We start from the raw sequence: 24,914 nt of genomic DNA on the forward strand, positions 1-24,914 counted from the left end.
GAGGGGGCGTTTGCCGCCAGCGGCCTTACCGCGCCGAACTGCCTGCTGAACATCATGCCGATCAGCTCGGTCAGCACGCCGTCCTTGGTGCGGAAAATATTCTGGAACGACCCGGCAGAAACATCTGCTTCCTTTAAAATTTCTGCCACCTTGGTGTTCGTGTAGCCTTTTTCCAGAAAAAGCCGGACACAGGCGGTCAGTATCCGCCGTTTTGCTTCTTTGCTGTCGTATCTGCGCGCCATTGGAAATCATCCTTTTCTATAATTAGTTTCTAACCCAATTATATATTGATTTGAAAATTGTGTCAAGTAAACTTTTAAGGGCGTATTTTGGGCAATTTACCAGTTTTCAAAAAATTGACGCATCTCATGGGGATGCGTGACTGCAAGAGCAAGTCGGAAATAGAGAAAGAGAAATGCCCACTTGCTCGAGAACTTCTCAGGGGAGTGGCCATCTGCGCCGACCCGAAGCTGGCTTCCAGCGTAGCGTTGATCACCGACGGACGCTTCTCCGGCGCAAGCCGCGGCCCGGTCATCGGCCATGTCAGCCCGGAGGCTGCGGTGGGCGGCCCCATCGCACTGGTAGAGCAGGACGATCTGATCCAAATCGACGTGCATAACCGCAAGCTGGCCATTGTGGGCGTGAAGGGCGAGCCCAAGACCCCCGAAGAGATGGACGCCATCCTCGCCGAACGCCGCACCAACTGGAAGCCCAAAGCACCCAAGTATACCAAGGGTCTGCTGAAGCTCTACTCTCAGCACGCCGTCAGCCCCATGAAGGGTGCATACATGGAGTAAACCGCTCCACATAAATAACAAAATGTAAACTGCCCGGCGGGTTTTGCCGGACGGCTTGGATAAGTGTAACCAAAAATCACGAAACGGAGGAATTTTCTATGACAGCAGTTGCAACGCCCGATGCGGCACGGCTGGTTTTTGCGTCTGCGTGACCCGGTCACGGAAAAGCGGGCGGCGTATGGGGTATACTGATATTGTCAGTAAAACACAACACCCATTCAGGAGGGAAAAAATATGGCAGTCATCAACATTACCAAGGAAAACTTTGCACAGGAAGTGCTCCACAGCGAAAAGCCGGTTCTGCTGGACTTCTGGGCCAGCTGGTGCGGCCCCTGCCGGATGCTGAGCCCCGTGGTGGACGAAGTAGCCGAGGAGCGCACCGATGTAAAGGTGGGCAAGGTGAACGTGGACGAGCAGCCGGATCTGGCGGCGCAGTTCGGGGTGATGAGCATCCCCACCCTGCTGGTATTCGAGCAGGGCAAGCTGGTGCGTCAAGCCGTGGGCGCCCGCCCCAAGGCCGGTGTGCTGGAGCTGCTGGGCTAAATTATTGTTTTGAAAAAGGGTACAGCGGAGCGCCTGCGGGCGTTCTGCTGTACCCTTTTTTACGGAAATGGCGATATCAATTCAAAAAAATCATCCACGCTTCTACAAATGGAACCACAAAACCAAAGCAAAAGAAAAACAAAAGATCCAGCACGACCTTCATCCATCTGGCAGAGCGTGTACCGAAGGACATGGCATGGATGATGAAAAGGTTGATCTCACCCCAGCGGCGATAATAGCCTGTCTGTTCAAAGCTGTTCCAGATCTCCAGTGATAAAAATTCAATGCCAGCACACAACGGGAAAATGACGAGAGAATGCATCCAGCCGTCTGCCCGAAAAGAACCATCGCCAAGACCATACCAGTGCACCGCAATGGTACCGGGGCAAGCCAAAACACCCCACAAGGCAAGCGCAATGCTCAGCCCAAGCAGGGCGGTGCGCACGGAATGCCAATCTACGGCGTGCTGTCGGCGCAGCATGGTAAAGAAATCTTCCAATTGGACGGTCGGTGCGGCATCGGCTTCTTCTGGGGCGCGGCAGTGCATAAGGTCGGCAAGGGTCAGCCCCAGAGCATCTGCCAGCGGTTCCAGTGTGTTGATATCCGGCAGACCGATGCCCCGTTCCCAGCGGCTGACAGCCTTGTCGGTAACGTGCAGCTGTTCAGCCAGTTCTGCCTGTGTCATCCCCTGCGCTTTGCGCATCCGGCTCAGATAATTTCCGAAGGTTCTGGCATCCATTTTATCAACTCCCTTGGAAAAAGCATAGCATAAGGCCGCACAAAACGCAATCGACGCTCTGTTTACCCGGACAAAAAGTGTTTGGATAGCTTGAATGTAAACAGCAAAGCGCCCACCCTATGGTTCGAGCAGAACCACGGGGCGGGCGCTTATTTTATATGGAGTTCAGAAGAAAAATGCGGGATTCAGCTTACAGCTGGGGGCCTGCGGAGACCAGAGCCTTGCCGTGCTCGTTGCCCTCGTACTTAGCGAAGTTCTTCACGAAGCGGCCAGCCAGATCCTTTGCCTTCTCTTCCCACTGAGCGGCATCTGCGTAGGTGTCGCGGGGATCGAGGATGGCGGGATCGACACCGGGCAGAGCGGTGGGAACCTCAAAGTCGAAGTAGGGGATCTTCTTGGTGGGAGCCTCGTTGATGGCACCGCTCAGGATGGCGTCGATGATGCCGCGGGTATCCTTGATGGAGATGCGCTTGCCGGTGCCGTTCCAGCCGGTGTTGACCAGGTAAGCCTTTGCGCCGCTGGCCTTCATCTTCTTGACCAGCTCCTCAGCGTACTTGGTGGGGTGCAGCTCCAGGAAAGCCTGACCGAAGCAAGCGGAGAAGGTGGGGGTGGGCTCGGTGATGCCGCGCTCGGTGCCTGCCAGCTTTGCGGTAAAGCCGGACAGGAAGTAGTACTGGGTCTGCTCCGGGGTCAGGATGGAGACCGGGGGCAGAACGCCGAAGGCGTCAGCAGACAGGAAGATCACGTTCTTTGCTGCGGGAGCAGAAGAAACGGGACGCACGATGTTCTGGATGTGGTTGATGGGGTAGGACACACGGGTGTTCTCGGTGACAGACTTGTCAGCGAAGTCGATGTGACCCTCGGCATCCAGAGTGACGTTCTCCAGCAGAGCGTTGCGCTTGATGGCGTTGTAGATATCGGGCTCGGACTCCTTATCCAGGTTGATGACCTTAGCGTAGCAGCCGCCCTCGAAGTTGAACACGCCGTTGTCGTCCCAGCCGTGCTCGTCATCGCCGATCAGCAGACGCTTGGGATCGGTGGACAGGGTGGTCTTGCCGGTGCCGGACAGGCCGAAGAAGATGGCGGTGTTCTCGCCGTTCTTGTCGGTGTTGGCAGAGCAGTGCATGGAAGCAATGCCCTTCAGCGGCAGGAAGTAGTTCATCATGGAGAACATGCCCTTCTTCATCTCGCCGCCGTACCAAGTGTTGACGATGACCTGCTCCTTGCTGGTGATGTTGAACAGCACAGCAGTCTCGGAGTTCAGGCCCAGCTCCTTGTAGTTCTCGACCTTAGCCTTGGAAGCGTTGTAAACAACGAAATCAGGCTCGAAGTTCTCCAGTTCCTCAGCGGTGGGACGGATGAACATATTGGTAACGAAGTGTGCCTGCCAGGCCACTTCCACGATGAAACGCACTGCCATGCGGGTATCCTTGTTGGCGCCGCAGAAAGCATCCACGACGTACAGGCGCTTGTTGGACAGCTCCTTCTGAGCGATCTCCTTGACAGCCTTCCAAGCCTCCTGAGAAGCGGGGTGGTTGTCGTTCTTGTACTCATCGCTGGTCCACCACACGGTGTCCTTGGAGTTCTCGTCCATCACGATGAACTTGTCCTTGGGAGAACGGCCGGTGTAGATGCCGGTCATCACGTTCACAGCACCCAGCTCGCTGACCTGACCCTTCTCGTAGCCTTCCAGCTCGGGATTGGTCTCCTCTGCGAACAGCTGCTCGTAGGAGGGGTTGTGCACGACTTCAGTCGTGCCGGTAATGCCATACTTGGTAAGATCCAACTTTGCCATATTTGCGTACCTCTACTTTCGTTTGATCCTTACATAACTCTGTGTAGGAGATGCAGCGCCATTTATGGTACGGACACCGCATAAGGGGGAGACAGCACAGAACGATGCAGTGCAAATTCTCCTGTCTATCATTATACACAAAAGCTTTCCAAAAGCAATAAATGGAAGGTTCTGTTTGCAAAAAAGAAACAAATTTCATAAACAGGCTTTCCCACATTAAGTAATTTCACGAAGCCCGGCAGGGATGCAGACTGTGAAAAATAAGGCGGGAAGGGAGAAAACCGACATTTTGATAAAAGTTTGACAAACCGGGATGCAAGGTGGGACCCCCGACCCCGGTGGGGCAAAAAACACAGCAGACAACTCTTTGGTGCAAGACCGAGAAAATGTAAATGAGCACAAAAAAATAATATGATAGTTGAAAAAATAAAGCAGTGTGGTACAATAAATCTAGAGAGGACTCTCCGAGAAACAGAAACCAACATGCCGAAAGAGAGGAAGTGCTTTTCTATGAAAAAGATCGCCCCGATCCTGCTGGCCATGGTTTTGGCCCTGACCCTTCGCCTGGTAGGCTTTGCGGATGCAGAAAGCTATGACGATGATCCATTGGAAGAAACGGCGGCTTCCACGTCCGAGGAGGCCTTGGAGGAGGCAGAGCCGGTTCCTGCCAGGAGCAGTGAGTGCGACGCTTGTGGGAAAATGTCTCGCGTAACCCCAAAAAAAGACACGTTTGAGACCGGACCGGAGGAAGTAAAATGCATCCATTATCCCCACGGGACGGACGAAGTCTATTATCAGCATACTACGTATTACCAGGTCTGCGGTTCCTGCGGATACAAGTCCGGCACATGGACTGTGGACGAGGGAGAGTCGCTCCGGTACTGCCACGGGTGGTCGGCGACAAAGCACTGAGTTCCGGGGAGAGCGATTTTTGTACGGCTAAATGGAGAGGCCCCTGTAGCAGGGTGCCGCTGACCGTTTCAAGAACTTGTGAGAAACAGTAGCCCAGAGCCCTGAAAACAGCTTTGGGCTGCTGTTTTTGCCCTTTTTGGCAATATTTTGGCCAGAAGAAACGTTTTAGTGGTAAAGGGACCTTACTTATGCTATACTGGTTCTGTATATAGATGATACTTTTCCCCCTTTGCCGGGGGCTGACATAAGGGAAACTGCCATGAAAACCATCTACATTCTGCTCACCCGCTCCGGCACGCTGCTGTCCAAACTGGTCTATGCCGCCACCGGTTCCAGCTATACCCACGCCTCCATGGCCTTTGATGCAGAGCTGAGTTGCCTGTATAGCTCCACCCGCAAAAACGGCTACACCATGTTCCCTGCAGGCCCCAGCAAAGAATACCTGAACAAGGGCGTTTTCCGTCTGCGGGACGACGCCCCTTGTGCGCTGTATGCGCTGGAGGTGTCCGATGAGGCCTATTTCCGCGCCCTGCACCGCGCCGAGGAGTTCATGCGCCACAGCGAGGAGTACAGCTTCAACACGCTGGGGCTGATTTTGTGCGGGCTGCATATCCGCTGGCAGCGCCGCCACCATTATTTCTGCTCCCAGTTCGTCAGCGAGGTGCTGGAACAAAGCGGTGCACTGGCGCTGCCCAAGGACAGCACCTTGATGCACCCCAACGACTACGCCCTGCTGCCCCAGCTGAAGTGCCTGTACAAGGGGCGCTTAGCCGACCTGCCCCAGCGCAAAGCGATGGATCTGGGCGAGACACCCTCGATGGTCAGCATCTATACCGGCCTGCTGGTGGAGCTGCTGCAGCGCCGGGCGCAAAGTCTTTTTGAGTAAAGCTTTTGGGCATAAACCTGAAATTTCGGCTTTTTTGAGCACTGCTCTTGCATTTTGCAGCCAATTGTGGTAATATTATTCGGCGGTATTGTTTTGCCGCAGAATATGCGCTCGTAGCTCAGCCGGTAGAGCATCTGACTTTTAATCAGAGGGCCAGGGATTCGAGTTCCCTCGAGCGCACCAAAATCCCACGAAGAATCGCAAGATTCCTCGTGGGATTTTCCTTTTATACGCCATTTGCACGGTCTCTGCACGGTTTTTGCACGGTCCGCATTTTTCGTGTCAGATAGAGTAAGTCTGTGAATTGCTCTGCAATTCGTGCTATTTTTTGCAATTCAGGTCAGCAGAGCCAGGCGAAGCTGCGCTTTTACGGCGGGGTCTGCGTCCTTCAGAAGCTCCAACAGTGCCGACACGGAGATGGTCGGTTCTGCTTCAACCGGGGCAGCCTGCACAGGTGTTGCTCCCGGCTTGTAGAAGCCTTCCTCGAACTTTTTACCCAGCTTTTTACGGGAATCCTGCTGGATGTGTGCATAGGTGTTGACCAGAAGATTAGCGCTGGCATGGCCCGTTGTGCCCTGTACCGCTTTCACATCGCCGCCGGAGATCATCAGCTGGTAGGTGGCACTGGAATGCCGCAGACCGTGAAACACAATGCGAGTGAACTCCGGGTGCTCGTCCTGCCACTTGATGAACTTCTTGCGGATGAGGATCGGCTCCACCGCCAGACCATTGGGCAAGCGCAGGAGCATCCCGCTGTTGCGGTAGCGTTCCGGCTCAACGGCTTCGTCCATTTCCAAACGCTTTAGCCAGTGTTTCAGTTCTTCTTTCAACACTGTCGTCATGAAGATGGTTCGGTTGGAAGATGCTGTTTTGGTCTTTTTGAGCACCAGCGTTGTGGTACTGCCCTCACGCTTATCCTCAAATTCCTGCAAAATACAGTCCTTGCCCGTTTTTGCCAGCGATGCCTTTTGGACACGCTGCATACACTTGTTGATGCGGAACGTGCCTGTGCCGTCTGCTCCCTCAAAATCAAGATCTTCCGGAGTCAGGCCAGCGACTTCGCCCTCTCGCAATGCACCCACCAGCGTAAGATGGACTGCCAGATGCAGAATCGGGTCCTCCATGCTGGCAAGTGCGGCCCACATCTCGTCCGCGCCCCAGATGGCGCGCTCCTGAATCGATTTCTTGGGGCTGTCCACCGGAACGGGGCTTTTGACGAGGATGCCCCACTCCACCGCATACTGGAACGCTGTCCGCAGCAGGCGGTGTACCTCGTGGATGGTCGTGCCGGAGAGAAACCGCTGCTGTTGTTTTTCCGAAAGCACCTGCTTTTTGCCCTCATAATACTGGCCGCAGGGCGTTTTGCTGAGGGTAGAATACAGGTCTTCCAGATGGTAAGGCTTGAGCTTTTGCATCTGCATATCGCCGATGTACGGAATAATGAGGTTCTGGACGGTTCCCAGATTGGATTGATAGGTCTGCGGTGCCCACTTGTGCTTGTTGCACTGTTTGGGAAGCCACTCCATCAAAAACTCTTTGACGGTGATGGTGGACGGAATCAGAAACGTTCCGTTTGCAAGTTCGTGTTCGATTTGTTTTTTACGATTTGTTGCCTCCTCTTTCGTGGAAAAACTTTCCCATTTGTTGCAGTTTTTACCCTGCTCGTCTTGGTAAGTATAGCGGACACCATAGGAGCTGCCGCGTTTCGTAATATATGCCATACGTTATCTCCTTTTTCAAGCTGCCCGGAGCCACGCATCGAAGCTGTCTTTCGGGATGCGGATGCTTCCGCCGACCCGAAGAACACGGAATTCGGTGGTGCTGTTGCACAGATTGTAAGCAGAGCGCAGGCTGATGGACAGCATCTGCGCAATTTCCTCCACCGTGTACACCAGTGTTGTGGCTTTCAGGCTGTCAGTCGGAGACTTGACGGCATTGGTTTGAGTGACCACTTCCATTGTATCGTTATTCGTAATGGTCTGCAAGATATTTTTCGTATAATTTAAAGATTTCACAGTTTCGGTCATTGCTGTCCTCCTTTTGTTAGGTACATATTCATTTAGTGAATCAGCCGATCAACGATTTCATGGATTCCAACTTTTTCTGTGCGTTCTCTTTGCGAAGACTTGCCCCGATGCAGGAAATTGGAACGCACATTTCCAGAATGCGGTCATAAATGCGGGCGTGAGCAGTATCCTGTGGATGCCGTATCTCGTTCAGCGGCAGGTTGGTGGTGACGATCAGCGGTTTTTGGCTGCGGTATCGGCTAGGGCTTAATTGAGCGTCCAGCAAAAACTTTGGAAATGGCAGATACCGGGGCAGTGGAGTACAAACGGTCAAATCATCAAGCAAGCCAATCACCCTCCCTGTCTCTGCGATTCCAGCATTTTCAGGTGCTTCGAGCGGATAAATTCCAGATAGCGCTGCAGATTGTCAGAATACTTTTCAATTTGCTTCCAGTTTTCCGGCCCTGTCAGAAGATCTGGGTACTCTCGAAACGTGAGTTCCCAATTCTCGATAAAGGCGTCATAAGCACCTTCAATCGCAGCGATGTGGATGGAATGATCCGCAGATGCTTCAACAGATTTTTTCAGGGCTTTTGATCACTTTCGGTCAGTGCCCTTTTGTGCCCTTGCATTTTTTGGGAAATGCCGATCAGAAATCGACTTCCGTCATCATCAAAAGATTTGACCTTCACGGAAGGGCTTTTTGTAGAGGAAGCAAGCTGCTTATCTCGCTTACTTTTCGGCTTGCGAAGTTCTGCAACGATTTCCGACCGCTGTTCCTTCGGAGCCTTAGCGATAGCGCAGATCTCACGGTCAGCAGCTTTGATTTTCCCATTTAGAATTTCCTCCCGGGCACCGGGTGCCGCATCATCAGCAGCCTCCACGCCGTTCATGTACTTTTCGGCCCGCTGCACATAACCCTCGCTGGTGCCGGTCTCGTTTGCAATCCTCTGCCGGGTAATATGGCTACCGGATTTATTTTGGCAGGGATCATTTTGATCCGTGGCATCTTTCTTAGTAGATGTGTACTGATTGCCGCGGTTTTGCGAGATCTGCTTTTCCGCTTCGTATCGCTTTCCGATCAGATACTTTCTGCGCTCCGGTGTCAGGTTGCGCCGCCCAAACTGATGATTGCAAATCCAGATTAAAGCTTCCTGACGGCTGGAAAACTCCATTTCTTTGATCTCATATTCGATAAACGAATGCTTCCGCAGGATGTTGTAGCGGTTATGCCCGTCCAGAATGGTTTTGTTCCACACAATGATCGGGTCTGTGAGCTTTCCGTCTCGAATCATGTTCATTTCAAGCTGCTGGAGCTCCTCAAAACTCAGCGGCAAAATTTGAGCGGAAAACTCGGGGTCTATTTTGAGACTGCTTAGTTTCAGCATATTATTCGCCTCCTTTGACAACAGTGTACCGGTTTCCGCAGCAAAAGTTTATGGACTCGTAGTCCAAGTTACCCACCCTCTTAGTCCATGTGTTGTATACAATGATGCGAAATAAAAAATCCGAGCCAATTCTACGATGCCATGGCATCGTATGAATCAGATCGGAGACTTGAAAGCGTTCGCAGAAAGATGCGAGGGAGTATGGAGTCAAAAATATGAAGCGTTTTGCCCCAGTTAGTACTTCAATATTACTATTTTTGGGAAATCGGCACAACCATATAACCGTCTTTGATGAAACTATTTTTGTTTCATCGATGACATTGTACCCGCAAGCAGGGCAGACGTATATACATCTGCTATTTTTGCGTTGCAAAATGCTTGTTGGAAAATCCCAAACCCTTTCAAATCTGCACCGTCCCAGCGCAGGCTGCGCGATGGAATCGCTGAATAGCACAAAGGCATGTTGGAGTCCAGATGTAAAGAAAAAACGGCAAAGCAGATAAAATCCACTTTACCGTTTTAGAAGGTATTCTATTATGCTGCGATTGCATTGGCGTTGACCTGTTCAATGGTCTTGCGAATGCCAAGCCAGATGCTCAAATCTGTAAAGACCTCTACGATGCTTCCCTGGTCTGTAAAAGGTGGTTCCTGCAAAACAGAGAGGTCCTTCATCGTGCCATTGTGTACGATGTACTCGACAATCTGGTTGACAAAGTAAATCTGTCGGCTGTCGAGGTTAGCACCATCCAGATATTGCGAAAATGCAGCTTTCGCCGCAGCCATATCAAGACCAACGATTTCCCGCACGAATTCTCCCAAAGGCTTTGTGCCATATTCGGCTTCATAGTCCTCTTTTGTGCCAACCTCACTCCAAAGAATTTTTTCGAGTTCTTTGACATCTTCGGCAGTGAGCGGGATGTTGCCTTTCAGCTTGGCGATGGCTGCATTATCCTGATGCTGCCGTACATAGTACTCAGCTTTTGCCTTGTAATTTTTCAGATCATCGTTTTCCAGCTCGGCTTCTTTCCATTCCGTTGAAAGAATTTCATCGGAGAAATCCGTATCATACCGCACATGCTCGATGGGAATGTATTTGATGAGGTTGCGCAGTTCCTTTCGGATATGCTCAAACTCGTTCACATCGGCAGTTTTGATATAATCTGTCTGGATGAGTTTTTCGAGCAACGCGCGTTTTTGATCAATCTCTGGAATATTGGACACGCTCGCAACCGCTTTCGCTTTTTTCAGCAGCTCGTTGCGGCCATGAGTGTACGGCTTCCCGGCAAGATATGCCAACTCGATGCCATACAGCAATGCATCAAAACGAAGTGCTTTCGGGTCATCCGGCTCCGGTTCAATCAAGGGCGCAAGTTCCTCCCGGGCAATCAAGGTGTCTGCATACGTTAGAGCATTGTAACTGTTCTTGTCTGCGTACAACTCGACATACTTCAAATGCTGTTTGACTGCAAAATTGTCACGATTCAGCTTTTGCACCTGACTGACCATGTGCTCCACCAGTGAAGTCCGGAACGCTTTCAGTTCTTCCGTTTGGAACTGCATATCCTGCAATTTATACGCGATTTCAAACTGCAAACCGAAAATCGCACCCTGAACGGCAATCATATTCGGGGTAGCATTTCCTTTGTTCATGCGGAAAAATTCAAAATTCCCGCAGAAGTCAAAAATGTAGAACTTCTTTTTATCCTCACCATCCAGAAGCCCCGGACACAGGCGGGTGCCGCGTCCGATCATCTGCCAGAACTTTGCCTTGCTCAGAACCTTTTTGAAAAAGACCAGATTCAATACTTCCGGCACATCGATGCCGGTGTCCAGCATATCCACCGAGATAGCAATCTGCGGCAATTTCTTCGGGTCAGAAAATTCGTCAATGGCACTCTGCGCATAACTAAGCCGATTGTCGATCACCCTGGCATAGCCGTTCATGTGCGGATATTCCTGATTGAACACTTTGAGGATTTCTTCTGCGTGGTCGTGGCTCTTGGCAAAAATAATCGTTTTTCCGATTTTGCTGCCGTAGTCGATTTTCAAGGCGTTTTGCATAACGACATTCAAGACCTGCCGAATGGTGTCCTTGTTGAACAGCCAGCTGTTCAGAGCAGATGCATCAATGCTGGCCGGCAGGTTGCCGTTTTCATCCTCAAAAGTGTTTTCGTAGGCTTCCCGTTCTTCGTCCGAAAGTTCATCGTAGGTGATGCCGTTCTTCATAAACTTGACTTCGCTCTCTACCGAGAGGAAATCAACCAGAAATCCATCCTTGACGGCCTGCGCCAGCTCATAACCATAGGTGGGCACGCCGTTTTCGAGGTCAAAGATCTCGTAGGTGTTTTTGTCGATCTCATCCTTGGGTGTGGCGGTCAGGCCAACCAGCGGCGCATCAAAATAGTGGAAGATGTCGCGGTATTTATTGTAGATGGAGCGGTGCGCTTCATCGCAGATAATTAAATCGAAATGACCACAGGTGAACAACTTGCCCTCTGCATCGTGAACGGAATCAATGCAGTTCATCATGGTCTGATAGGTTGAGAACACGCAGTGTGCCGTAAAGTTGTCTTTGTCCTCGCAGAGATTCGTTACGGAAAGCTCCGGAAGGAGGTTGACAAAGCTGCGCTTTGCCTGCGTCACAAGACTGTTGCGGTCAGCCAGAAACAGCACGTTCTTGACCCAGCCATGCTGCAATAATACATCCACCAGTGCAATGACGGTACGGGTCTTGCCGGAGCCTGTTGCCATAACAAGCAGAGCCTTGCGGCGGTTCTTGCGGCCAAAGCTGTCACAAACCGCCTTGATGGCACCCTCCTGATAGTACCGTCCGGCAATGTTTTTGTTTACATCCACATTGGCAAGGCTGGTGCGCATTGCTTGCAGATTGAACCATTTTTCAAGGTCGCGCTTGGAGTAAATGGAAGCGACCTTGCGCTCGGGATAGATATTGTCCACAATGCGGGTATCGAAACCGTTGGTCAGGAATACCACCGGGCGGCGACCAAACTGCTTTTCGAGAATATCTGCATACAGCTTTGCCTGCTGACGGCCTACTGCAACATCCTTACAGGTGCGCTTTGCTTCGATCACAGCCAGCGCACGGCCATCATCGCCGTACAGGACATAATCTGCATAGCCGGTGCCGCTCTTGTTGGGCATCCCGGGCAGAGGGACCTCGTTGACCCAGTTTTTGCCCTCGACCCACCCGGCATCGGTGAGCATGGAGTCGATATATAGTTTTCGGGTCTTGTACTCCGAAAGTTCCAGCGGTTTGGGCACATAGGTGGGCTGCTGCGTTTCGCGGCGGGCGGTCAGCTGCGCTTTGAGCTCAGCGTTTTCTTTGATAAGTGCATCCAAGTCCACATCCGGCAGGGTGGGCTGTGCAACGGGTGCAGCAGGCTGCTGTGTGAGCAGGGAAGCGTCAAATTTCTTTCCCTGATAGCTTGTTCCATAGCAGTACGCTACGAAATCAAGGAACAGAAACAGGTTTTCGAGGCAAAGTTCCGCCTGTTCCCGGCTGATGCTGCGGCTTCCGTGGGCGGCATCATTGCCGCGCTTGCGGATAAAATCCATCCGCCGCCACAAATCATCGTCTACAATGTCGTGAAATTCTTCGGTGCTCATCAGGCTGATGAGCTTATCGTCCCACGGCTTGACGAGGGAGCTGTCTACCGAATACATCCATTTGACTGCAAACTCCATGGCACGGCGGCAGTCCAGCACAGCGGTGGCCGCATCAATGGGCAGAATCCTCTCCGCAGCGATCGCGGCATCCGCAAAGCCGGAAAATTGCGGGTCATCCTTCAGAAAGTCAAAGTTGGTCAATTCTCACACCTCCCGACTTCTATTTTGAACGATTTTCAGCTAAAATGCAAGTGCTTTGCGCAAAAAGTTCTGCGAACAATTTTGATTTGTCTACCTCGGCTACAAAGTCGGCAAACTGGTTTTGGCATTCGATTGACGGAAATGGAAATTTAATTGAAGAAAGTTGACTTTTACTCAAGATACCTTTAAGTGCCATGTTGATGGTTTTATGAATGGCAGGTTTTGATAGAATCATTAGCCAATAAAGATATAAAACATTATCGCAAGTTGGGGTAATCGCATTGATTTGCTGATTGAATGCAACTCTTCGATTAGTTACCGCAACATTTCCAATGCAGTTAAGACTTCCTGCAATGCACGTCATAAGTAAGCTGCCTGATTCGACAAAACGACATTTCCGGAAACCAACTTCTGATAAGTACTCTTGAGCCGGAGTAAGGAATGTTGATGGAGTGTTAATATTATCTGACTTTATCCATTCAATAAATGTCCCGTAATTTTCTGGCTCTGCGCGAGATGGCGTATTTCCAGTTATTATTTCACACCGTTGCCCAAGTTCAACAGCTGGCCAATTAAAAGGATTGGTTACGGGGTCCCCAAACATCTCCACAAATCGAGCTTTGATAAGCTCGTCCAACTTGGTGAGCTGCTCCTGACGATTTGAAATTATAGCCTCTATTCTTTTTAATGTGGAAACAATCTCTCGCTGTTCCGTTTTATCATGCAAATTAAATTCCTCGGTCTTGTAATCCCGGAAATAGATATGCGGAATGGTTGCACCTGAAAAATATTTTTCGAGGTGCATATATTTGACAACATAATATAGATATTCAGATTCAATGCAGTTCTTTGGTATAAGATACTGCATCGTGCCAATGACAGAGGATTTTTCGGGAAGAAGCATCGTTCTCCCAATGCCCGCGCCGTCCTTCACAACAGCAACAGTTTGATGTTCCTGCTGATAGGTTTCCATGCTTCCAATACGACCTGATGCACCGTATACCGGATACTTTCCATTTTTATCAACGATGTCCTTTTGCATCAAGCTGGATGTCCCACGTTCGCAAACATCTTCAAGTTTGACTCGCATTGTTCTCTCCCACAAATTAGAATTTTGATACCTACAATTCTTTAACACCTAACTGGTATTATAAAGTGTTACGATAAAATCCGCAATGCCTTGATTTTACTACAGTTTTGGCAAGTGAGCTTTCCCTTAGACTTTCCCTTATGTTATATCCTTTTCCCTTGTGTTACGACACCTCATAAGGGCAAAAACAAGGGAAGCAAAATCCGGTAACAGCTAATAACATTATATAAATCACATAATCGGCTGGAACTGGTCAAGATGCTTCTACAACTGAAACAGATAAGAGAAAGGACTTTGCAATATGAATATCGTTCATGCAGAATATAATAAATATCACAACATCATAGACATCAATTATTACAATGGCTACATACTTCGGATTGACTGTGGCAAGGCAGAAGATGGATTGATTACTACTCCTAACTCTCAACGAATGTTGGATGCACTGGCGATTGACAATCCACTAGAATATGCCCGTTTGTATCTTGATTCAGAAATGCAAGATTGGGTGAATGCGATGAATATGGAATGGTATAGCACTTGATAAAAGAACATAAAAATGAGAAGAAATCTGTCAAAAGTATTTCTATAAAATACGATATTTCTTTAGCCCTTCCATAAATAATGAAATAGAGCCGATAACTCACAATCGAAATAACGAGTGATTCATCGGCTCTATATTTTATGGTTATGGATATCATGAGTATCGCTTTATATGCAATTGCTATTTTGTTAATTCCCAATATTTATGACCCATAAAGAAGATTGTTAATTCGTTTTGATCTACTTCTATCTCAAAATTCACGCTATTATCTCTCTGTTCCACAAAAATCATATTTGAGGAAGATATGCTATATAATGCATTGCCACAGGTAATACCCAATTCGGGCATATCTTTGTTTACAACAAGTCCTCCATTTTCTTGAAAGGTAAACACTTCCTCTGCATTTGCATTCTTCCATGTACCAATAATATTTTTTTTATTCTGAATGTGCTTTATTTTTCCAACACATACAACGATAAGTATAGCTACACTTACAATTAAAGCAATGCCTACAACACTCTTTGCCAATTTCTTTTTATTCAATTTCTATTATCTCCATTTTTAGTTTCTTTAAGATTGAATGATTCCATATTGCTTAATTCAGTATCTCCATGAATTTCTAACATTGATACGCTTCTCACAGGAAATAGAATAGGAGAGATTCATTCATAAATAATTAAATCATTCATACTTACCTGAATTTGTAATGTTTTTCCATATTTTCTCATAATTATCTACTATAGTTTTTTCTGAGGTCAAAAATGCAAACATAGATATACTTGAATAGAGAGTTTCCGCCGAATCAAAAACCACACAACTTTCATCATGAGTTAGATTTCTCTTTGAATATATTTCCGATACAGGCATAAATGAATTTTCTTCCTCTTTGGTGTATTTATACCCATCAATACATCCTAGATTTTTTAAAAATATTAAATAAGTATCTTCGGTCTTCAGATATTGCCATCCGTTAGTGTAAAATTCTTCACCTCTAACAAATGATACAGGTTCTATAATGTAAATACAGTCACCTACTGAAAGATTAGCAGAATTATCCTTATAGATTTCCTCTATTTTTACCATTGTTTTTGTTGATCGTAAACTCATTTCACGAGAATTTGTTACAGTTATACGAGCTATTAAAGAAGAATCTTTTTCCATATCATCCAATGAGTAATTACTTTCATTGTTAAAGTAAGAAGTTTTCTGCCCTCCTGTATAGAAAATTTCCATAGCTGTATTTTCTGATAAAGCAATATCAGGATCATGAACCCCTGTAGTTGTTTTTATCCCAGTCTTTCCATAGAATAAGGCTGTCACCATACAAATGATTACAACACAGATAGTTAATACAAATTTCTTCATTACATCAACTCCTTAATTTTACCAAATTCCATGCATATCTTCTCATCCGCTAATATTTCAATATCTTCTTTATTATGGCTTGTCAGTATAGTAATGGTATCATTCTTTTTTTCTTCCAATATACGTTCACGAAATAAATCAATGCTATGCTGATCCAATGCGTTAGTTGGCTCATCCAAAAGCAAAATTTTTGGATGTTCCATCAGTGCTTGACAAAGAGCTAGTTTTTGACGCATTCCTAATGAATATTTATTTACTTTTTTCTTTGATTTGGGATCAAGACCAAAGTATATCATTATTTCATATATTTCTTCATCTGATACAATTCCTTTTATATTGGAAAGCATTTTCAAATTTTCAAATCCTGAATACATACTCCAAAAAGAAATATTTTCAATAACAGCTCCTAAATCTGGTAAAACATCCATATCTTTATGTAATGCCTTGTGATTATATTTTATGTATCCTTTGTCTGTATTTATAAAACCTGCAATGGCTCTGAGTAGCATTGTTTTACCTGAACCATTTTTACCATATATTCCATATATTTTACCAGATTCAAATGTATAACTGATATCATCAAGCACTTTTTCACCTTTAATTGACTTTGAAATAGATTTTACATATAAATTCATGGATATCATTCACCTCACAATATTTGTTTTTTTTCGCAAAGAAATTTACCTATCCACACCAAAACAGCGGATGATATAACTGAAATGAGACAGCTTGACTTAAAATTCAATAAATCTATATTGCTTGTAGTCCATTCGTAATTTTCTTCGACATAATATATAATAAGCTTGTTATGCCAATTAAATAAAGGAATATGTAGCAAGGAATAATGCCAAATTTTCCATATAACATTTCCCATTGAAAAATAAAATCCACACACCATTACTGGAATAAAAAATACAATAAATGCAACGATGTATCCTATAATTGAATCTTTCCAAAATGAAAACAAATAACTAATCATTTGCAAATGAAAAATCTCTATCAATAGCATAAAAATAACTTTGAAATCTTCTAAGCCATTAGAGGTATGCTCTACAAAAAGAAAAAACAAATAATCGGAAACAACTACAATACAGTCACGTAATATCATTTTTATTAATATATCCTTATAAATTATGTGTTTTTTCCCATAACGAGGAAGTAGAATTACCATGTTATCATTTGCATCATTAAATAAGTCCATTGTAAGATAACAAATCTCAAGGATAAACAAAATCGCAAAAAATGATAAAGATATAAGGTCAAACGAATGATCTATTAGTATTCCCCCAAAATATATTTGTGAACGTACTCCTTCTGTTATTGTAACCAGACTATTATGAAACCCCAAGTACACATTAGCATAAAAATATCTAATTACAAATGTTATAAGTGATACTAGTAAGCATTTTCCAACATTAACATTCAAAATTTTTTTCTTATATAACTTCATAATTTTTTATTTTTCTCTGTATAATGCCAATACTTAATCCAAAAATAAGCAATATCAGAACAATTTCTCCTATTATATTTCCATGAACATTAGGCATAATATAACCTTGTATAGAGAATTCATTTAGCCCAAAGACAGAAACAATCAAATTAAAAACAATATAGAATATAAACAAAGCACCAGGTATCTTTGCGAAATATAGAACTTTCATTTTGTTATAATATGAAAGAGCATAAGCTAAGATAGCTAATCCCGAGCCAAAAATTCCGTAATTAAAAATGTATATTAGATTATATAAAGTTGGATGTTGCAATCTCACCATATCAAGAAAATTGTCAGCGTTATATGATACCAAACCTATAGCGTAATCAGGTTCTCCCCAAGCACTGTCATATCCATGTATTGGATATGTCAAGTGGCATAATAATAAATTTATGAGCATTGGTATTGTTATTGTCAAAAAGGTTACAATCAGAATGCCAAATAATTTTCCTGCTAAATATTTCTTTTTCCCGATTCTTTGAATAAGTAGGATTGAACTATTGCTTTTTTCTTCTCTTATTAAGGAAAGTGATGCAATAATTGTTGCATAAACAGGCAATAACAGATACATTATATATGGAATATATGCCGCTTCAGTGCCCTGTAATACGAAATTTTCATTTGCTGAACGAATAAATTGATAACTTTTTCCTATATCATTTTTTACACATAAAATATACGAAGCAATATTTAAAATCATTAGAGCAATAAAAACAACTTTATATTCTGCACGATCAATACAATGTTTGATTTCTATAAGAACCATTTTTTTCATAATCTTTACCAAAAGGGCATAAACCCACGAAGAGGTTTATGCCCATCCCTTCTGTTATCTAAAATCTACATTTCCACTTACAAATGCAGTTGATAATTGAGATTGATAATTTTCCATTCCCATACCGACCTGTGTGTTAGTAGAATTATAACCGCTCTTGGTAAAGATTAAATTACAAGATCCTGTTCCAACACCCTGCTTATACTTATTAGATATTTTACTCTTGCTGTTATTGACAGCCCAGAAATTTGCGTAAGAGGTATTGGTAATTGCTGTTACCTCATTTGTGATGTAATCATCGGATGTTGTTTTTGCATGCATAGAGGTAAAGTTATTAGTCTTATTCAGTTTAAGTGCATAAGCGGTGTAAGATGCCGCCTGAGAACATGCTGCTGAAGAAAGAAATACACATCCTGCACAAAACAAACCAATACCTACTTTTGCAATCTTCTGTTTTAAACTTTTTAACATCATAGTCAATTCCTCCCAATCTTATTTTTTTAACTGCGTTGGTACTTTTGGTTCATACAACAAACCACGGCACAATGAATTTGCATTACTTCGAGCAATAGCAGTCACTGCCTGAAGTACGAGACGGGCACTTTTCTGGGGTGCCTTGTTTACTTGCTTATTGTCCATCGTTTTCACCCCCCCCCTCCTTAATTGTCTGACAATTACAGACAACTTTATTTGTTTACCATGGTATGTGCTTAATATAACAGAGTATTTAATTTTTTCAATCCCTCTATGCACGAATGGTAGCCCAACATGCACGAACTGTTCTACATATAGGTATAAAACCGAAAAGATGGCAGATAGGTTAAGCACCTACCTGCCATCTTTAATCTATATATTTCAGAAATAATGATTAATTATTGTCAGTCTCATATATAGATTTATAACGCTCTCGATCAACTGGAATAATCTCATTATCATTAGCATCTTTATATGTAATAAACTCATCGTATTCTGTAACTGATTTTTCCTCTGAGACAGAATTAATAGAATACATATTCGAATCGTTACACATTACATTTGAATTTGGACCAGAAATTAGTAACGAACCATCCTCTTGTGCATATGCCAAAAAGATATAAATGGAATTTTCGGAAGGCAGTGAATCATTCTCAAACAGATAAATAGCATCTTGTTTTTCTGAAATTCCGCCTTGTTTAACAATAGGAATAGGTTTATCTGTAATAAGTTCACCTTTTATATTTTCGAGAACCTGAATAGTATAATTAGTGTAAGGCGAACCGACCTCCTTAGGATTTCCTTTTTCATCTTCAGTCGTTATAACATTTCGATACTCGGTTCCATCGCAACTGACAACCTTTGCTACAAATACGTAATCACAGATACCAACAGCTTCGCGAATGTTATCAGTATCATATACAAAAGATGCGTGCATCTGGTGGATTGGCAAGTTAGATACATTTGTATTCAGTTGACTTGCATTATTTTTGGATGCACATCCTGTAAAAAACATTCCTACGATAAGAACAATAGACAAAATACCATAGATACTTGATTTTTTCATAGCGTTCTCCCTCCCCTAATAATTATTATATGCGGCATCATATGAATCTTTATCATTTTGAGATAATGCCTGCGTACTAGTATGTCCCGTAATTGCTGCATCCATAACATCTGTTGAAGTACTGTGATCCAACCCTAATGCATGTCCCAATTCATGTGTCGCTACATTCTGTTTTTTACTATTACTATAACCGCTCATATAATAGGTATTGAGTTCAATTTTACCACTAGAATATGTCATGCCTGCCCATCCATTCGAAGCATTGACATCGCTTACGTATACATCTTCTACAACAAAAGCACTGTCTTTTCTGATTACTCCAGATTTATATGCATTCCATGTGGCAGCCCCAGTGTTAATATAACTCATGTAAGTGCTGTTTCCGTCATAGTCTAGATGTTTGCCAGAATCAACAAGATCCCATGTTTGTACATAAGCTTGTGCAAATGCCGTAATAGGAAATAGCATTGCTATAGCCATTAAAGTTATAATGCTATACAATAAATGATTTTTAAAACAGATTTTTTAAAATGCATACTCCTTCACTCCTTTTCAATCATGTAACAACGGTTATCTTCAATTATTCTTAAAGGTTATCTTTATGAAAATTGAAACGCAACACATACTAGTACACATTATATATCCTGTTAATATTCCTAAAGTACGACATCTTATCATCTCCACTCCATATTATAGATTCTCAGAATACTTAAGATGTAGTAGTATACCTTGAATATAACAAAATCTTTATACTTTTCAATACCTCTATGCATGAATGGTAGCTCACTATGCACAAACGGTAGCATATAGAGTAAAGTTTTTGTCAGTTGAATAAAAGAAAAAAAGAGAGTACCAACATCTCTGTTATAATGGATTTGACGAGAATCTAAAATACAGACGATGGAGGCACTCTCATGAAAAACATTATAGCATATTCAATGGAAAAGCTGTACAAAGATTTGGAAGAAGCAGATGAACTTTTTCTCTCATCCGGGATGAAGGACATGGAATTGTACGAGAAGCAGCTTGCGGAGGCTGCAAGAAAGGCTGCAGCAGAGCACATGGCAGCCCTTTACAGCGACATGGATCGTATGCTGTGTGAGGATATTTCCAGAGCTGAAAAATATACCATCCAGAGGCATGATGAACGCCAGCTGCTGACTACAGTGGGACCGGTTTGCTTTACCCACACGCTGTTCCGAAGCTGTAAGGATGGAACCTGCCATTATCTTCTGGATGAATGGATGGAACTGGATGCCCATGAAAGACTGAGCAGCCGTGCGGAAGCTGAGGTGCTGGCCGAAGCGGTAAAGACCAGCTATGCCAGTGCTGCCAGGGTACTGGGAGAAGATTCGTTGATCAGCAAGACTGCCGTCATGGATAAGGTACACGGAATCCAGACAGAACTGCCCTTCCCGAAGCCGGAGAAGAAAAAGTGTGTGGAATACCTTTATGTTGAGGCAGACGAGGATCACATTCACAAGCAGGAGAAAAACGGAACAGAGAAGAAGGGCAGCATGATCGGGAAGCTGTTGTATCTGTATGAAGGACAGGAAAAGAAAGACGGGCGGAAGGAACTGAAGAATGTCTTCTACCTGGGAGGTCTTTGCAGCGGAGGAGAAGCAAACAGACATCTGTTTGAACGGATGCAGGAATACATCGACACGAACTACGAGAGCCGGTATCTGAATGCGGTGTATATCAGTGGAGATGGAGGAGCATGGATCAAAGCAGGGGCGGAATATATTGAAAAGGGAGTTCCGGTACTGGATAAGTTCCACATGATGAAATATATCAACAAGGCGGCCAACCAGATGCTGGATGAGGCAGGGGAAGCCAAAGGACGGCTGTGGAAGGCCCTGTATAAGGGCAAGAAGAAAAAGTTTGTAAAGACTATAAAAGCTATCCGGAAATGTGCGCCGAACGAAAAAGCAGTGAATGACTGTGAGGAATACCTGCTGAACAACTGGGATAGCGCAGTGAGAAGAATGCAGGATAAGAATGTCTATGGATGCAGTGCAGAAGGTCATGTGAGTCATATGTATTCCGACCGGATGAGTTCCCGTCCGATGGGTTGGAGCGAAGCCGGAGCGGATGCGATGTGTCAGCTGAGATGCTATGTGAAGGATTACGGAGAAGAAAAGATCCTGGAACTGGTAAAGTACCGGCGGAGCCATAAGCAGGAAGAAGCAACGGGAACCGAGGAGATATCAGTGCGTCCAAACAGGGGATACATGAGGAGTCTGTTACTCCACAGTCATGACAATGACAGGGTATACATCGAAAAGCTGCAGGCAACCATCCCGAGTATAGACATCCGGAAAAAGCTTGCAATCCGGGAGCGTCTGGGAGGTATTTGACAAAACACTGTGGGAGAAGTAGACTATGAGAAAACGATCTGGGCAAGTTCATAGCAGGGAATCTTCTGCGACTCTCCAACTGACAGTAAGTTTACTCTATCAACGGTAGCATATTATGTTGTGTACCTACTTTATTGATGATAAAATATGACGGAGAATGATTAAAGGAAGTGGTAGCTATGCTATATATTGACTCAATATGGGAATATATTGTTAATTTCTTAGAACTGGCATTGTTTATAATATTTATCCATAAAAAATTGCGTATTCGAGCAAATTATAAACATCAAGCAGTTTTGATGTTTCTTTTCGTATCATTTCAGTTTGCTGTGTTATGCACGCTGAATAAAATGGGAATATCATCCTACAGCACTTTGATGTCATCTTGTGTTTTGGACATTGGATATGCAGTATTGTTCTATCGTGATAGTATAATTCGCCGTATCTTTTGGGGCTTTTCGTATTCCATCATTTGCTTAGTTGCAGAACAGATTTCGTTCTTTATTCCCGTTACTCTTTTTAAAGGAGCGTCTCTGGAGCTATTATTAGGTGGAACATTACGGAAGCCATATACCATGTTATATTTGGCAATGATAGCTGTTTTTGTCTTGTTATTTCATTCTATTGGAAACAAAGACATATCTCTTTCACCGTTCCAAAAAGTTGCATATATTTTCATCGCAATTTCTGGACTTGCAATCGGGCACTACATATTAAGGCTGACTTTGGAATCTGTTGATAAATTTGGTGATTCATCCTTTTCAGCTAGGCTATCATTGGTTGACTTGTTTTTTATTATTTTATTTTTAGTATTGATGCTATACATATACCAGCTAGGTTATTCAAAAGAAGAAAACATACGATTACTGGAAGAACAAAAGATTTATGAGCTGGAAAGGACTGAGTTCAATAGCTTATCTGAGACAACTGAACGATTACGAAAAATGGAACATGATATGCAGATTTATGTGGATGCAATCAACGTATTAGCAAAAGACAAGAAATGGGATGAACTTATAGCATATACAGAGCAATACCATAACACTCTTGCAACTACGCAAAGTGCCATAGCAACGGGAAATATTGCTATTGACTGCATACTTACCGCAAAACTTGATTATGCTGAAAAACACGGAATTAAGACAGAATATTCTATTATGGCTCCTGAAAATTTTCCGCTTGATTCTGTTGAGCTTTCATCCATACTTGGAAATATATGGAATAATTCCATTGAAGCAGGAGAAAGACTTATAATCTCTGATCCAACCGAGCATCCATACATTTATTTTTATATTAAACCTTACCAGAATATGATACTGATTCACATTGAAAATAATTATGATGGTGTGATAAAAGGTAGCATTGATGGAGACATTTTGAGTGTTAAACAAGGAAAAGAACATGGACTTGGGATAAGACGAGTAAAAGAGCTTGTAGAAAAGGCAGATGGCGTATTGCAGATTACATCTGATAACAAAATTTTTTCCGTACATATTATGATACCGGATAAGGAGAATAACAAACTACTATGAAAATGAAAATAACCATACTTGAAGATTCTGTGATCGAATCAGAACGGCTGAAAAATGGAATAAGAAAATACGGGCAGCAATATGATTGGGATATTGAAATTGACGAATACGAATCGGGCGAAGAATATTTTTCAAAAAATTCTGAAGGCACAACTATACAGGCTTCAGCATTTTTCCTTGACATACAAATGGGGCAAATGAATGGAATTGAGGTTGCTAAACGCCTTCGTGAATCTGGTTATCAAGGTATTATTGTATTTTTAACAGCTTTTAGAGAATATGTATTCCGAGGATATGAAGTCAGAGCTTTAAACTACTTGCTAAAACCCGTCAAGGAAAATACTCTTTTTCTGTGTTTGGATGAAATCGCGAAGGAGTTATCTAATAATACCTACATATACCGAAACAAGCAGGAAATTGTAAGTATTCCCTATGCAGATATATTGACATTTTCGAGCAGATTACATTATGTGGATATATTGACCGTAGACGGCAAATGCTATGAACAAATGTCTACCCTAAATAAGATTATTGTCCATTTGCCAAGTGAATTTATCCGAACCCATCGTTCTTATATTGTAAATATGGCACATATCTATCGTATTACATCAGGAACGATTGAATTGTCAAATCATCTAACTACACAAATCGCACGTTCTTATTCCAAAGACGTGATAAGTGCTTTTGCCAAATATACAACAAGATTTGATACAAGCGGGGATTTTGAATGATTACGAAGTGGGCTACATCTATTGCTAATAAGTTAGCAGAACTATCCGGGGAGGATGTTTCTGCGGATCAATTAGAAATATACATATATGGCTTAGAATGTTTTTTGAATACTTTTATAACCATAGTGTTATTGTTCGTATGGGGAGTTTTATCACATACACTCGGCTATACCCTAATTTGGGTAATTACCTTTTCATTGTTACGACATTATACCGGAGGTGCCCATGCTCCAACGCAGTTAACATGTATCTTAGGCAGCTTTTTTCTCGGTTGTCTTGATAAGTGGGCTATAATCTATTTAAAGCCAACTGTACTAGGATATTTGATACTTGTCCTTATGTGTATATTATTTGCACCTATAAGTAACCATAAAATATGTTTAACCACCAAACAAAAATGGATACATAAACTTATTTCTGTGATAATTGTTAGCATTGGATTTCTGCTGTTTTATAAAATTGGAAACACGAAGATGAATACCACATTGTTTTATTCCTTTTTCTGCGTAATCATTCTTATGATAGTCGAAACAATTAAAAATCTAATGAGACACTTTAAATAGCAGGATGACTTTTCATAAATATTCAAAA

26 protein-coding genes, 1 tRNA gene and 1 pseudogene are annotated in these 24,914 nt (G+C 43.8%); 10 read left to right on the forward strand and 18 right to left on the reverse strand.

The window, feature by feature from the left end; genetic code table 11:
* Positions 1-242, reverse strand: a 242-nt coding sequence (locus WMO44_RS09620) for a TetR/AcrR family transcriptional regulator (RefSeq protein ID WP_349152453.1), incomplete at its 3' end; no start/stop codon positions are given.
* Positions 243-374: 132 nt separating this feature from the next.
* Between WMO44_RS09620 and WMO44_RS09625 the strand changes: the two genes are divergently transcribed.
* Complete coding sequence (locus tag WMO44_RS09625) at positions 375-797, forward strand: hypothetical protein (RefSeq protein WP_435387730.1); 423 nt, start codon at positions 375-377, stop codon at positions 795-797.
* A gap of 234 nt (positions 798-1,031) precedes the next feature.
* Positions 1,032-1,340: a thioredoxin gene (trxA, locus tag WMO44_RS09630; RefSeq protein ID WP_005921611.1), complete on the forward strand. Its 309-nt coding sequence runs from the start codon at positions 1,032-1,034 to the stop codon at positions 1,338-1,340.
* A 76-nt stretch (positions 1,341-1,416) separates the two neighbouring features.
* Here trxA and WMO44_RS09635 read toward each other — a convergent pair whose 3' ends face one another.
* Together WMO44_RS09635 and pckA are read right to left on the reverse strand one after the other, a co-directional pair.
* Positions 1,417-2,079, reverse strand: coding sequence for a helix-turn-helix domain-containing protein (locus tag WMO44_RS09635; RefSeq protein ID WP_349152454.1), 663 nt, complete (start codon positions 2,077-2,079; stop codon positions 1,417-1,419).
* A gap of 190 nt (positions 2,080-2,269) precedes the next feature.
* Positions 2,270-3,874 (reverse strand): phosphoenolpyruvate carboxykinase (ATP), encoded by a 1,605-nt coding sequence (gene pckA / locus WMO44_RS09640; RefSeq protein ID WP_005921605.1) that lies wholly within the window; start codon positions 3,872-3,874, stop codon positions 2,270-2,272.
* 411 nt (positions 3,875-4,285) lie between these two features.
* On the opposite strand from pckA, the gene WMO44_RS09645 reads away from it, so the two are divergent.
* The 3 genes from WMO44_RS09645 (at position 4,286) to WMO44_RS09655 (ending at position 5,855) form a co-directional block, all read left to right on the forward strand.
* Positions 4,286-4,786, forward strand: coding sequence for a hypothetical protein (locus WMO44_RS09645; RefSeq protein WP_349152455.1), 501 nt, complete (start codon positions 4,286-4,288; stop codon positions 4,784-4,786).
* A gap of 259 nt (positions 4,787-5,045) precedes the next feature.
* On the forward strand, positions 5,046-5,672 hold the full coding sequence (locus WMO44_RS09650; RefSeq protein ID WP_349152456.1) for a hypothetical protein: 627 nt from the start codon (positions 5,046-5,048) through the stop codon (positions 5,670-5,672).
* A gap of 107 nt (positions 5,673-5,779) precedes the next feature.
* Positions 5,780-5,855: transfer RNA gene (locus WMO44_RS09655), tRNA-Lys, on the forward strand.
* Between the two features lie 152 nt (positions 5,856-6,007).
* Here the strand turns inward: WMO44_RS09655 and WMO44_RS09660 are convergent.
* From WMO44_RS09660 to WMO44_RS09685, 6 genes and pseudogenes are all read right to left on the reverse strand, one after another.
* Complete coding sequence (locus WMO44_RS09660; protein WP_349152457.1) at positions 6,008-7,393, reverse strand: site-specific integrase; 1,386 nt, start codon at positions 7,391-7,393, stop codon at positions 6,008-6,010.
* Positions 7,394-7,408: 15 nt separating this feature from the next.
* On the reverse strand, positions 7,409-7,699 hold the full coding sequence (locus WMO44_RS09665) for a helix-turn-helix domain-containing protein (protein WP_349152458.1): 291 nt from the start codon (positions 7,697-7,699) through the stop codon (positions 7,409-7,411).
* 40 nt (positions 7,700-7,739) lie between these two features.
* Positions 7,740-7,940, reverse strand: a pseudogene (locus WMO44_RS09670) (ATP-binding protein); the annotation flags it as partial.
* A 322-nt stretch (positions 7,941-8,262) separates the two neighbouring features.
* The gene (locus tag WMO44_RS09675) at positions 8,263-9,066 is read right to left on the reverse strand and encodes a ParB N-terminal domain-containing protein (protein WP_349152459.1); all 804 of its coding nucleotides are present in this window, start codon (positions 9,064-9,066) and stop codon (positions 8,263-8,265) included.
* 534 nt (positions 9,067-9,600) lie between these two features.
* The gene (locus WMO44_RS09680; RefSeq protein WP_349152460.1) at positions 9,601-12,894 is read right to left on the reverse strand and encodes a DEAD/DEAH box helicase family protein; all 3,294 of its coding nucleotides are present in this window, start codon (positions 12,892-12,894) and stop codon (positions 9,601-9,603) included.
* Positions 12,895-12,913: 19 nt separating this feature from the next.
* Complete coding sequence (locus WMO44_RS09685; protein WP_349152461.1) at positions 12,914-13,984, reverse strand: restriction endonuclease subunit S; 1,071 nt, start codon at positions 13,982-13,984, stop codon at positions 12,914-12,916.
* A gap of 301 nt (positions 13,985-14,285) precedes the next feature.
* Here WMO44_RS09685 and WMO44_RS09690 point away from each other — a divergent pair, with 301 nt between their 5' ends.
* Complete coding sequence (locus tag WMO44_RS09690) at positions 14,286-14,528, forward strand: DUF6061 family protein (RefSeq protein WP_008397019.1); 243 nt, start codon at positions 14,286-14,288, stop codon at positions 14,526-14,528.
* Between the two features lie 180 nt (positions 14,529-14,708).
* Here WMO44_RS09690 and WMO44_RS09695 read toward each other — a convergent pair whose 3' ends face one another.
* From WMO44_RS09695 to WMO44_RS09735, 9 genes are all read right to left on the reverse strand, one after another.
* Positions 14,709-15,071: a hypothetical protein gene (locus WMO44_RS09695; protein WP_008397018.1), complete on the reverse strand. Its 363-nt coding sequence runs from the start codon at positions 15,069-15,071 to the stop codon at positions 14,709-14,711.
* A gap of 138 nt (positions 15,072-15,209) precedes the next feature.
* Positions 15,210-15,893: a hypothetical protein gene (locus WMO44_RS09700; protein WP_008397017.1), complete on the reverse strand. Its 684-nt coding sequence runs from the start codon at positions 15,891-15,893 to the stop codon at positions 15,210-15,212.
* On the reverse strand, positions 15,893-16,528 hold the full coding sequence (locus WMO44_RS09705; protein ID WP_015559483.1) for an ABC transporter ATP-binding protein: 636 nt from the start codon (positions 16,526-16,528) through the stop codon (positions 15,893-15,895). The genes WMO44_RS09700 and WMO44_RS09705 overlap by 1 nt, the downstream gene beginning before the upstream one ends.
* A gap of 14 nt (positions 16,529-16,542) precedes the next feature.
* Complete coding sequence (locus WMO44_RS09710) at positions 16,543-17,343, reverse strand: hypothetical protein (RefSeq protein WP_008397014.1); 801 nt, start codon at positions 17,341-17,343, stop codon at positions 16,543-16,545.
* Positions 17,330-18,160, reverse strand: a complete 831-nt coding sequence (locus tag WMO44_RS09715; RefSeq protein ID WP_008397012.1) for an ABC transporter permease subunit — start codon at positions 18,158-18,160, stop codon at positions 17,330-17,332. Before WMO44_RS09715 ends, WMO44_RS09710 begins: the two co-directional genes overlap by 14 nt.
* Before the next feature lie 54 nt (positions 18,161-18,214).
* On the reverse strand, positions 18,215-18,634 hold the full coding sequence (locus WMO44_RS09720; protein WP_349152462.1) for a hypothetical protein: 420 nt from the start codon (positions 18,632-18,634) through the stop codon (positions 18,215-18,217).
* Between the two features lie 18 nt (positions 18,635-18,652).
* Positions 18,653-18,799: a cyclic lactone autoinducer peptide gene (locus WMO44_RS09725; protein WP_015568874.1), complete on the reverse strand. Its 147-nt coding sequence runs from the start codon at positions 18,797-18,799 to the stop codon at positions 18,653-18,655.
* A 229-nt stretch (positions 18,800-19,028) separates the two neighbouring features.
* Positions 19,029-19,700, reverse strand: a complete 672-nt coding sequence (locus WMO44_RS09730; RefSeq protein ID WP_008397007.1) for a hypothetical protein — start codon at positions 19,698-19,700, stop codon at positions 19,029-19,031.
* A gap of 15 nt (positions 19,701-19,715) precedes the next feature.
* Positions 19,716-20,180 (reverse strand): matrixin family metalloprotease, encoded by a 465-nt coding sequence (locus tag WMO44_RS09735; protein ID WP_055280565.1) that lies wholly within the window; start codon positions 20,178-20,180, stop codon positions 19,716-19,718.
* 434 nt (positions 20,181-20,614) lie between these two features.
* On the opposite strand from WMO44_RS09735, the gene WMO44_RS09740 reads away from it, so the two are divergent.
* From WMO44_RS09740 to WMO44_RS09755, 4 genes are all read left to right on the forward strand, one after another.
* The gene (locus WMO44_RS09740) at positions 20,615-22,060 is read left to right on the forward strand and encodes an ISLre2 family transposase (RefSeq protein ID WP_118547655.1); all 1,446 of its coding nucleotides are present in this window, start codon (positions 20,615-20,617) and stop codon (positions 22,058-22,060) included.
* Positions 22,061-22,239: 179 nt separating this feature from the next.
* On the forward strand, positions 22,240-23,592 hold the full coding sequence (locus tag WMO44_RS09745; protein ID WP_349152463.1) for a GHKL domain-containing protein: 1,353 nt from the start codon (positions 22,240-22,242) through the stop codon (positions 23,590-23,592).
* Complete coding sequence (locus WMO44_RS09750) at positions 23,589-24,323, forward strand: LytR/AlgR family response regulator transcription factor (RefSeq protein WP_015559482.1); 735 nt, start codon at positions 23,589-23,591, stop codon at positions 24,321-24,323. The genes WMO44_RS09745 and WMO44_RS09750 overlap by 4 nt, the downstream gene beginning before the upstream one ends.
* Positions 24,320-24,886: an accessory gene regulator B family protein gene (locus tag WMO44_RS09755; RefSeq protein WP_008397001.1), complete on the forward strand. Its 567-nt coding sequence runs from the start codon at positions 24,320-24,322 to the stop codon at positions 24,884-24,886. Before WMO44_RS09750 ends, WMO44_RS09755 begins: the two co-directional genes overlap by 4 nt.
* The last annotated feature ends 28 nt before the right edge of the window (positions 24,887-24,914 follow it).

The sequence above is a fragment of the Faecalibacterium tardum genome (assembly GCF_040096515.1).
GTDB classification, from domain to species: Bacteria; Bacillota; Clostridia; order Oscillospirales; family Ruminococcaceae; genus Faecalibacterium; species Faecalibacterium tardum.

Bases quoted from the DNA above. Each gene is read 5' to 3' on its own strand.
- WMO44_RS09665 (WP_349152458.1), bottom strand. From the start codon at position 7,699: ATGACCGAAACTGTGAAATCTTTAAATTATACGAAAAATATCTTGCAG.
- pckA (WP_005921605.1), bottom strand. From the start codon at position 3,874: ATGGCAAAGTTGGATCTTACCAAGTATGGCATTACCGGCACGACTGAA.
- WMO44_RS09710 (WP_008397014.1), bottom strand. From the start codon at position 17,343: ATGAAGTTATATAAGAAAAAAATTTTGAATGTTAATGTTGGAAAATGC.
- trxA (WP_005921611.1), top strand. From the start codon at position 1,032: ATGGCAGTCATCAACATTACCAAGGAAAACTTTGCACAGGAAGTGCTC.
- WMO44_RS09650 (WP_349152456.1), top strand. From the start codon at position 5,046: ATGAAAACCATCTACATTCTGCTCACCCGCTCCGGCACGCTGCTGTCC.
- WMO44_RS09720 (WP_349152462.1), bottom strand. From the start codon at position 18,634: ATGATGTTAAAAAGTTTAAAACAGAAGATTGCAAAAGTAGGTATTGGT.
- WMO44_RS09735 (WP_055280565.1), bottom strand. From the start codon at position 20,180: ATGGCTATAGCAATGCTATTTCCTATTACGGCATTTGCACAAGCTTAT.
- WMO44_RS09740 (WP_118547655.1), top strand. From the start codon at position 20,615: ATGAAAAACATTATAGCATATTCAATGGAAAAGCTGTACAAAGATTTG.
- WMO44_RS09690 (WP_008397019.1), top strand. From the start codon at position 14,286: ATGAATATCGTTCATGCAGAATATAATAAATATCACAACATCATAGAC.
- WMO44_RS09645 (WP_349152455.1), top strand. From the start codon at position 4,286: ATGATAGTTGAAAAAATAAAGCAGTGTGGTACAATAAATCTAGAGAGG.
- WMO44_RS09685 (WP_349152461.1), bottom strand. From the start codon at position 13,984: ATGCGAGTCAAACTTGAAGATGTTTGCGAACGTGGGACATCCAGCTTG.
- WMO44_RS09635 (WP_349152454.1), bottom strand. From the start codon at position 2,079: ATGGATGCCAGAACCTTCGGAAATTATCTGAGCCGGATGCGCAAAGCG.
- WMO44_RS09755 (WP_008397001.1), top strand. From the start codon at position 24,320: ATGATTACGAAGTGGGCTACATCTATTGCTAATAAGTTAGCAGAACTA.
- WMO44_RS09730 (WP_008397007.1), bottom strand. From the start codon at position 19,700: ATGAAAAAATCAAGTATCTATGGTATTTTGTCTATTGTTCTTATCGTA.
- WMO44_RS09660 (WP_349152457.1), bottom strand. From the start codon at position 7,393: ATGGCATATATTACGAAACGCGGCAGCTCCTATGGTGTCCGCTATACT.
- WMO44_RS09715 (WP_008397012.1), bottom strand. From the start codon at position 18,160: ATGAAAAAAATGGTTCTTATAGAAATCAAACATTGTATTGATCGTGCA.
- WMO44_RS09675 (WP_349152459.1), bottom strand. From the start codon at position 9,066: ATGCTGAAACTAAGCAGTCTCAAAATAGACCCCGAGTTTTCCGCTCAA.
- WMO44_RS09700 (WP_008397017.1), bottom strand. From the start codon at position 15,893: ATGAAGAAATTTGTATTAACTATCTGTGTTGTAATCATTTGTATGGTG.
- WMO44_RS09625 (WP_435387730.1), top strand. From the start codon at position 375: ATGCGTGACTGCAAGAGCAAGTCGGAAATAGAGAAAGAGAAATGCCCA.
- WMO44_RS09745 (WP_349152463.1), top strand. From the start codon at position 22,240: ATGCTATATATTGACTCAATATGGGAATATATTGTTAATTTCTTAGAA.
- WMO44_RS09705 (WP_015559483.1), bottom strand. From the start codon at position 16,528: ATGAATTTATATGTAAAATCTATTTCAAAGTCAATTAAAGGTGAAAAA.
- WMO44_RS09750 (WP_015559482.1), top strand. From the start codon at position 23,589: ATGAAAATGAAAATAACCATACTTGAAGATTCTGTGATCGAATCAGAA.
- WMO44_RS09725 (WP_015568874.1), bottom strand. From the start codon at position 18,799: ATGGACAATAAGCAAGTAAACAAGGCACCCCAGAAAAGTGCCCGTCTC.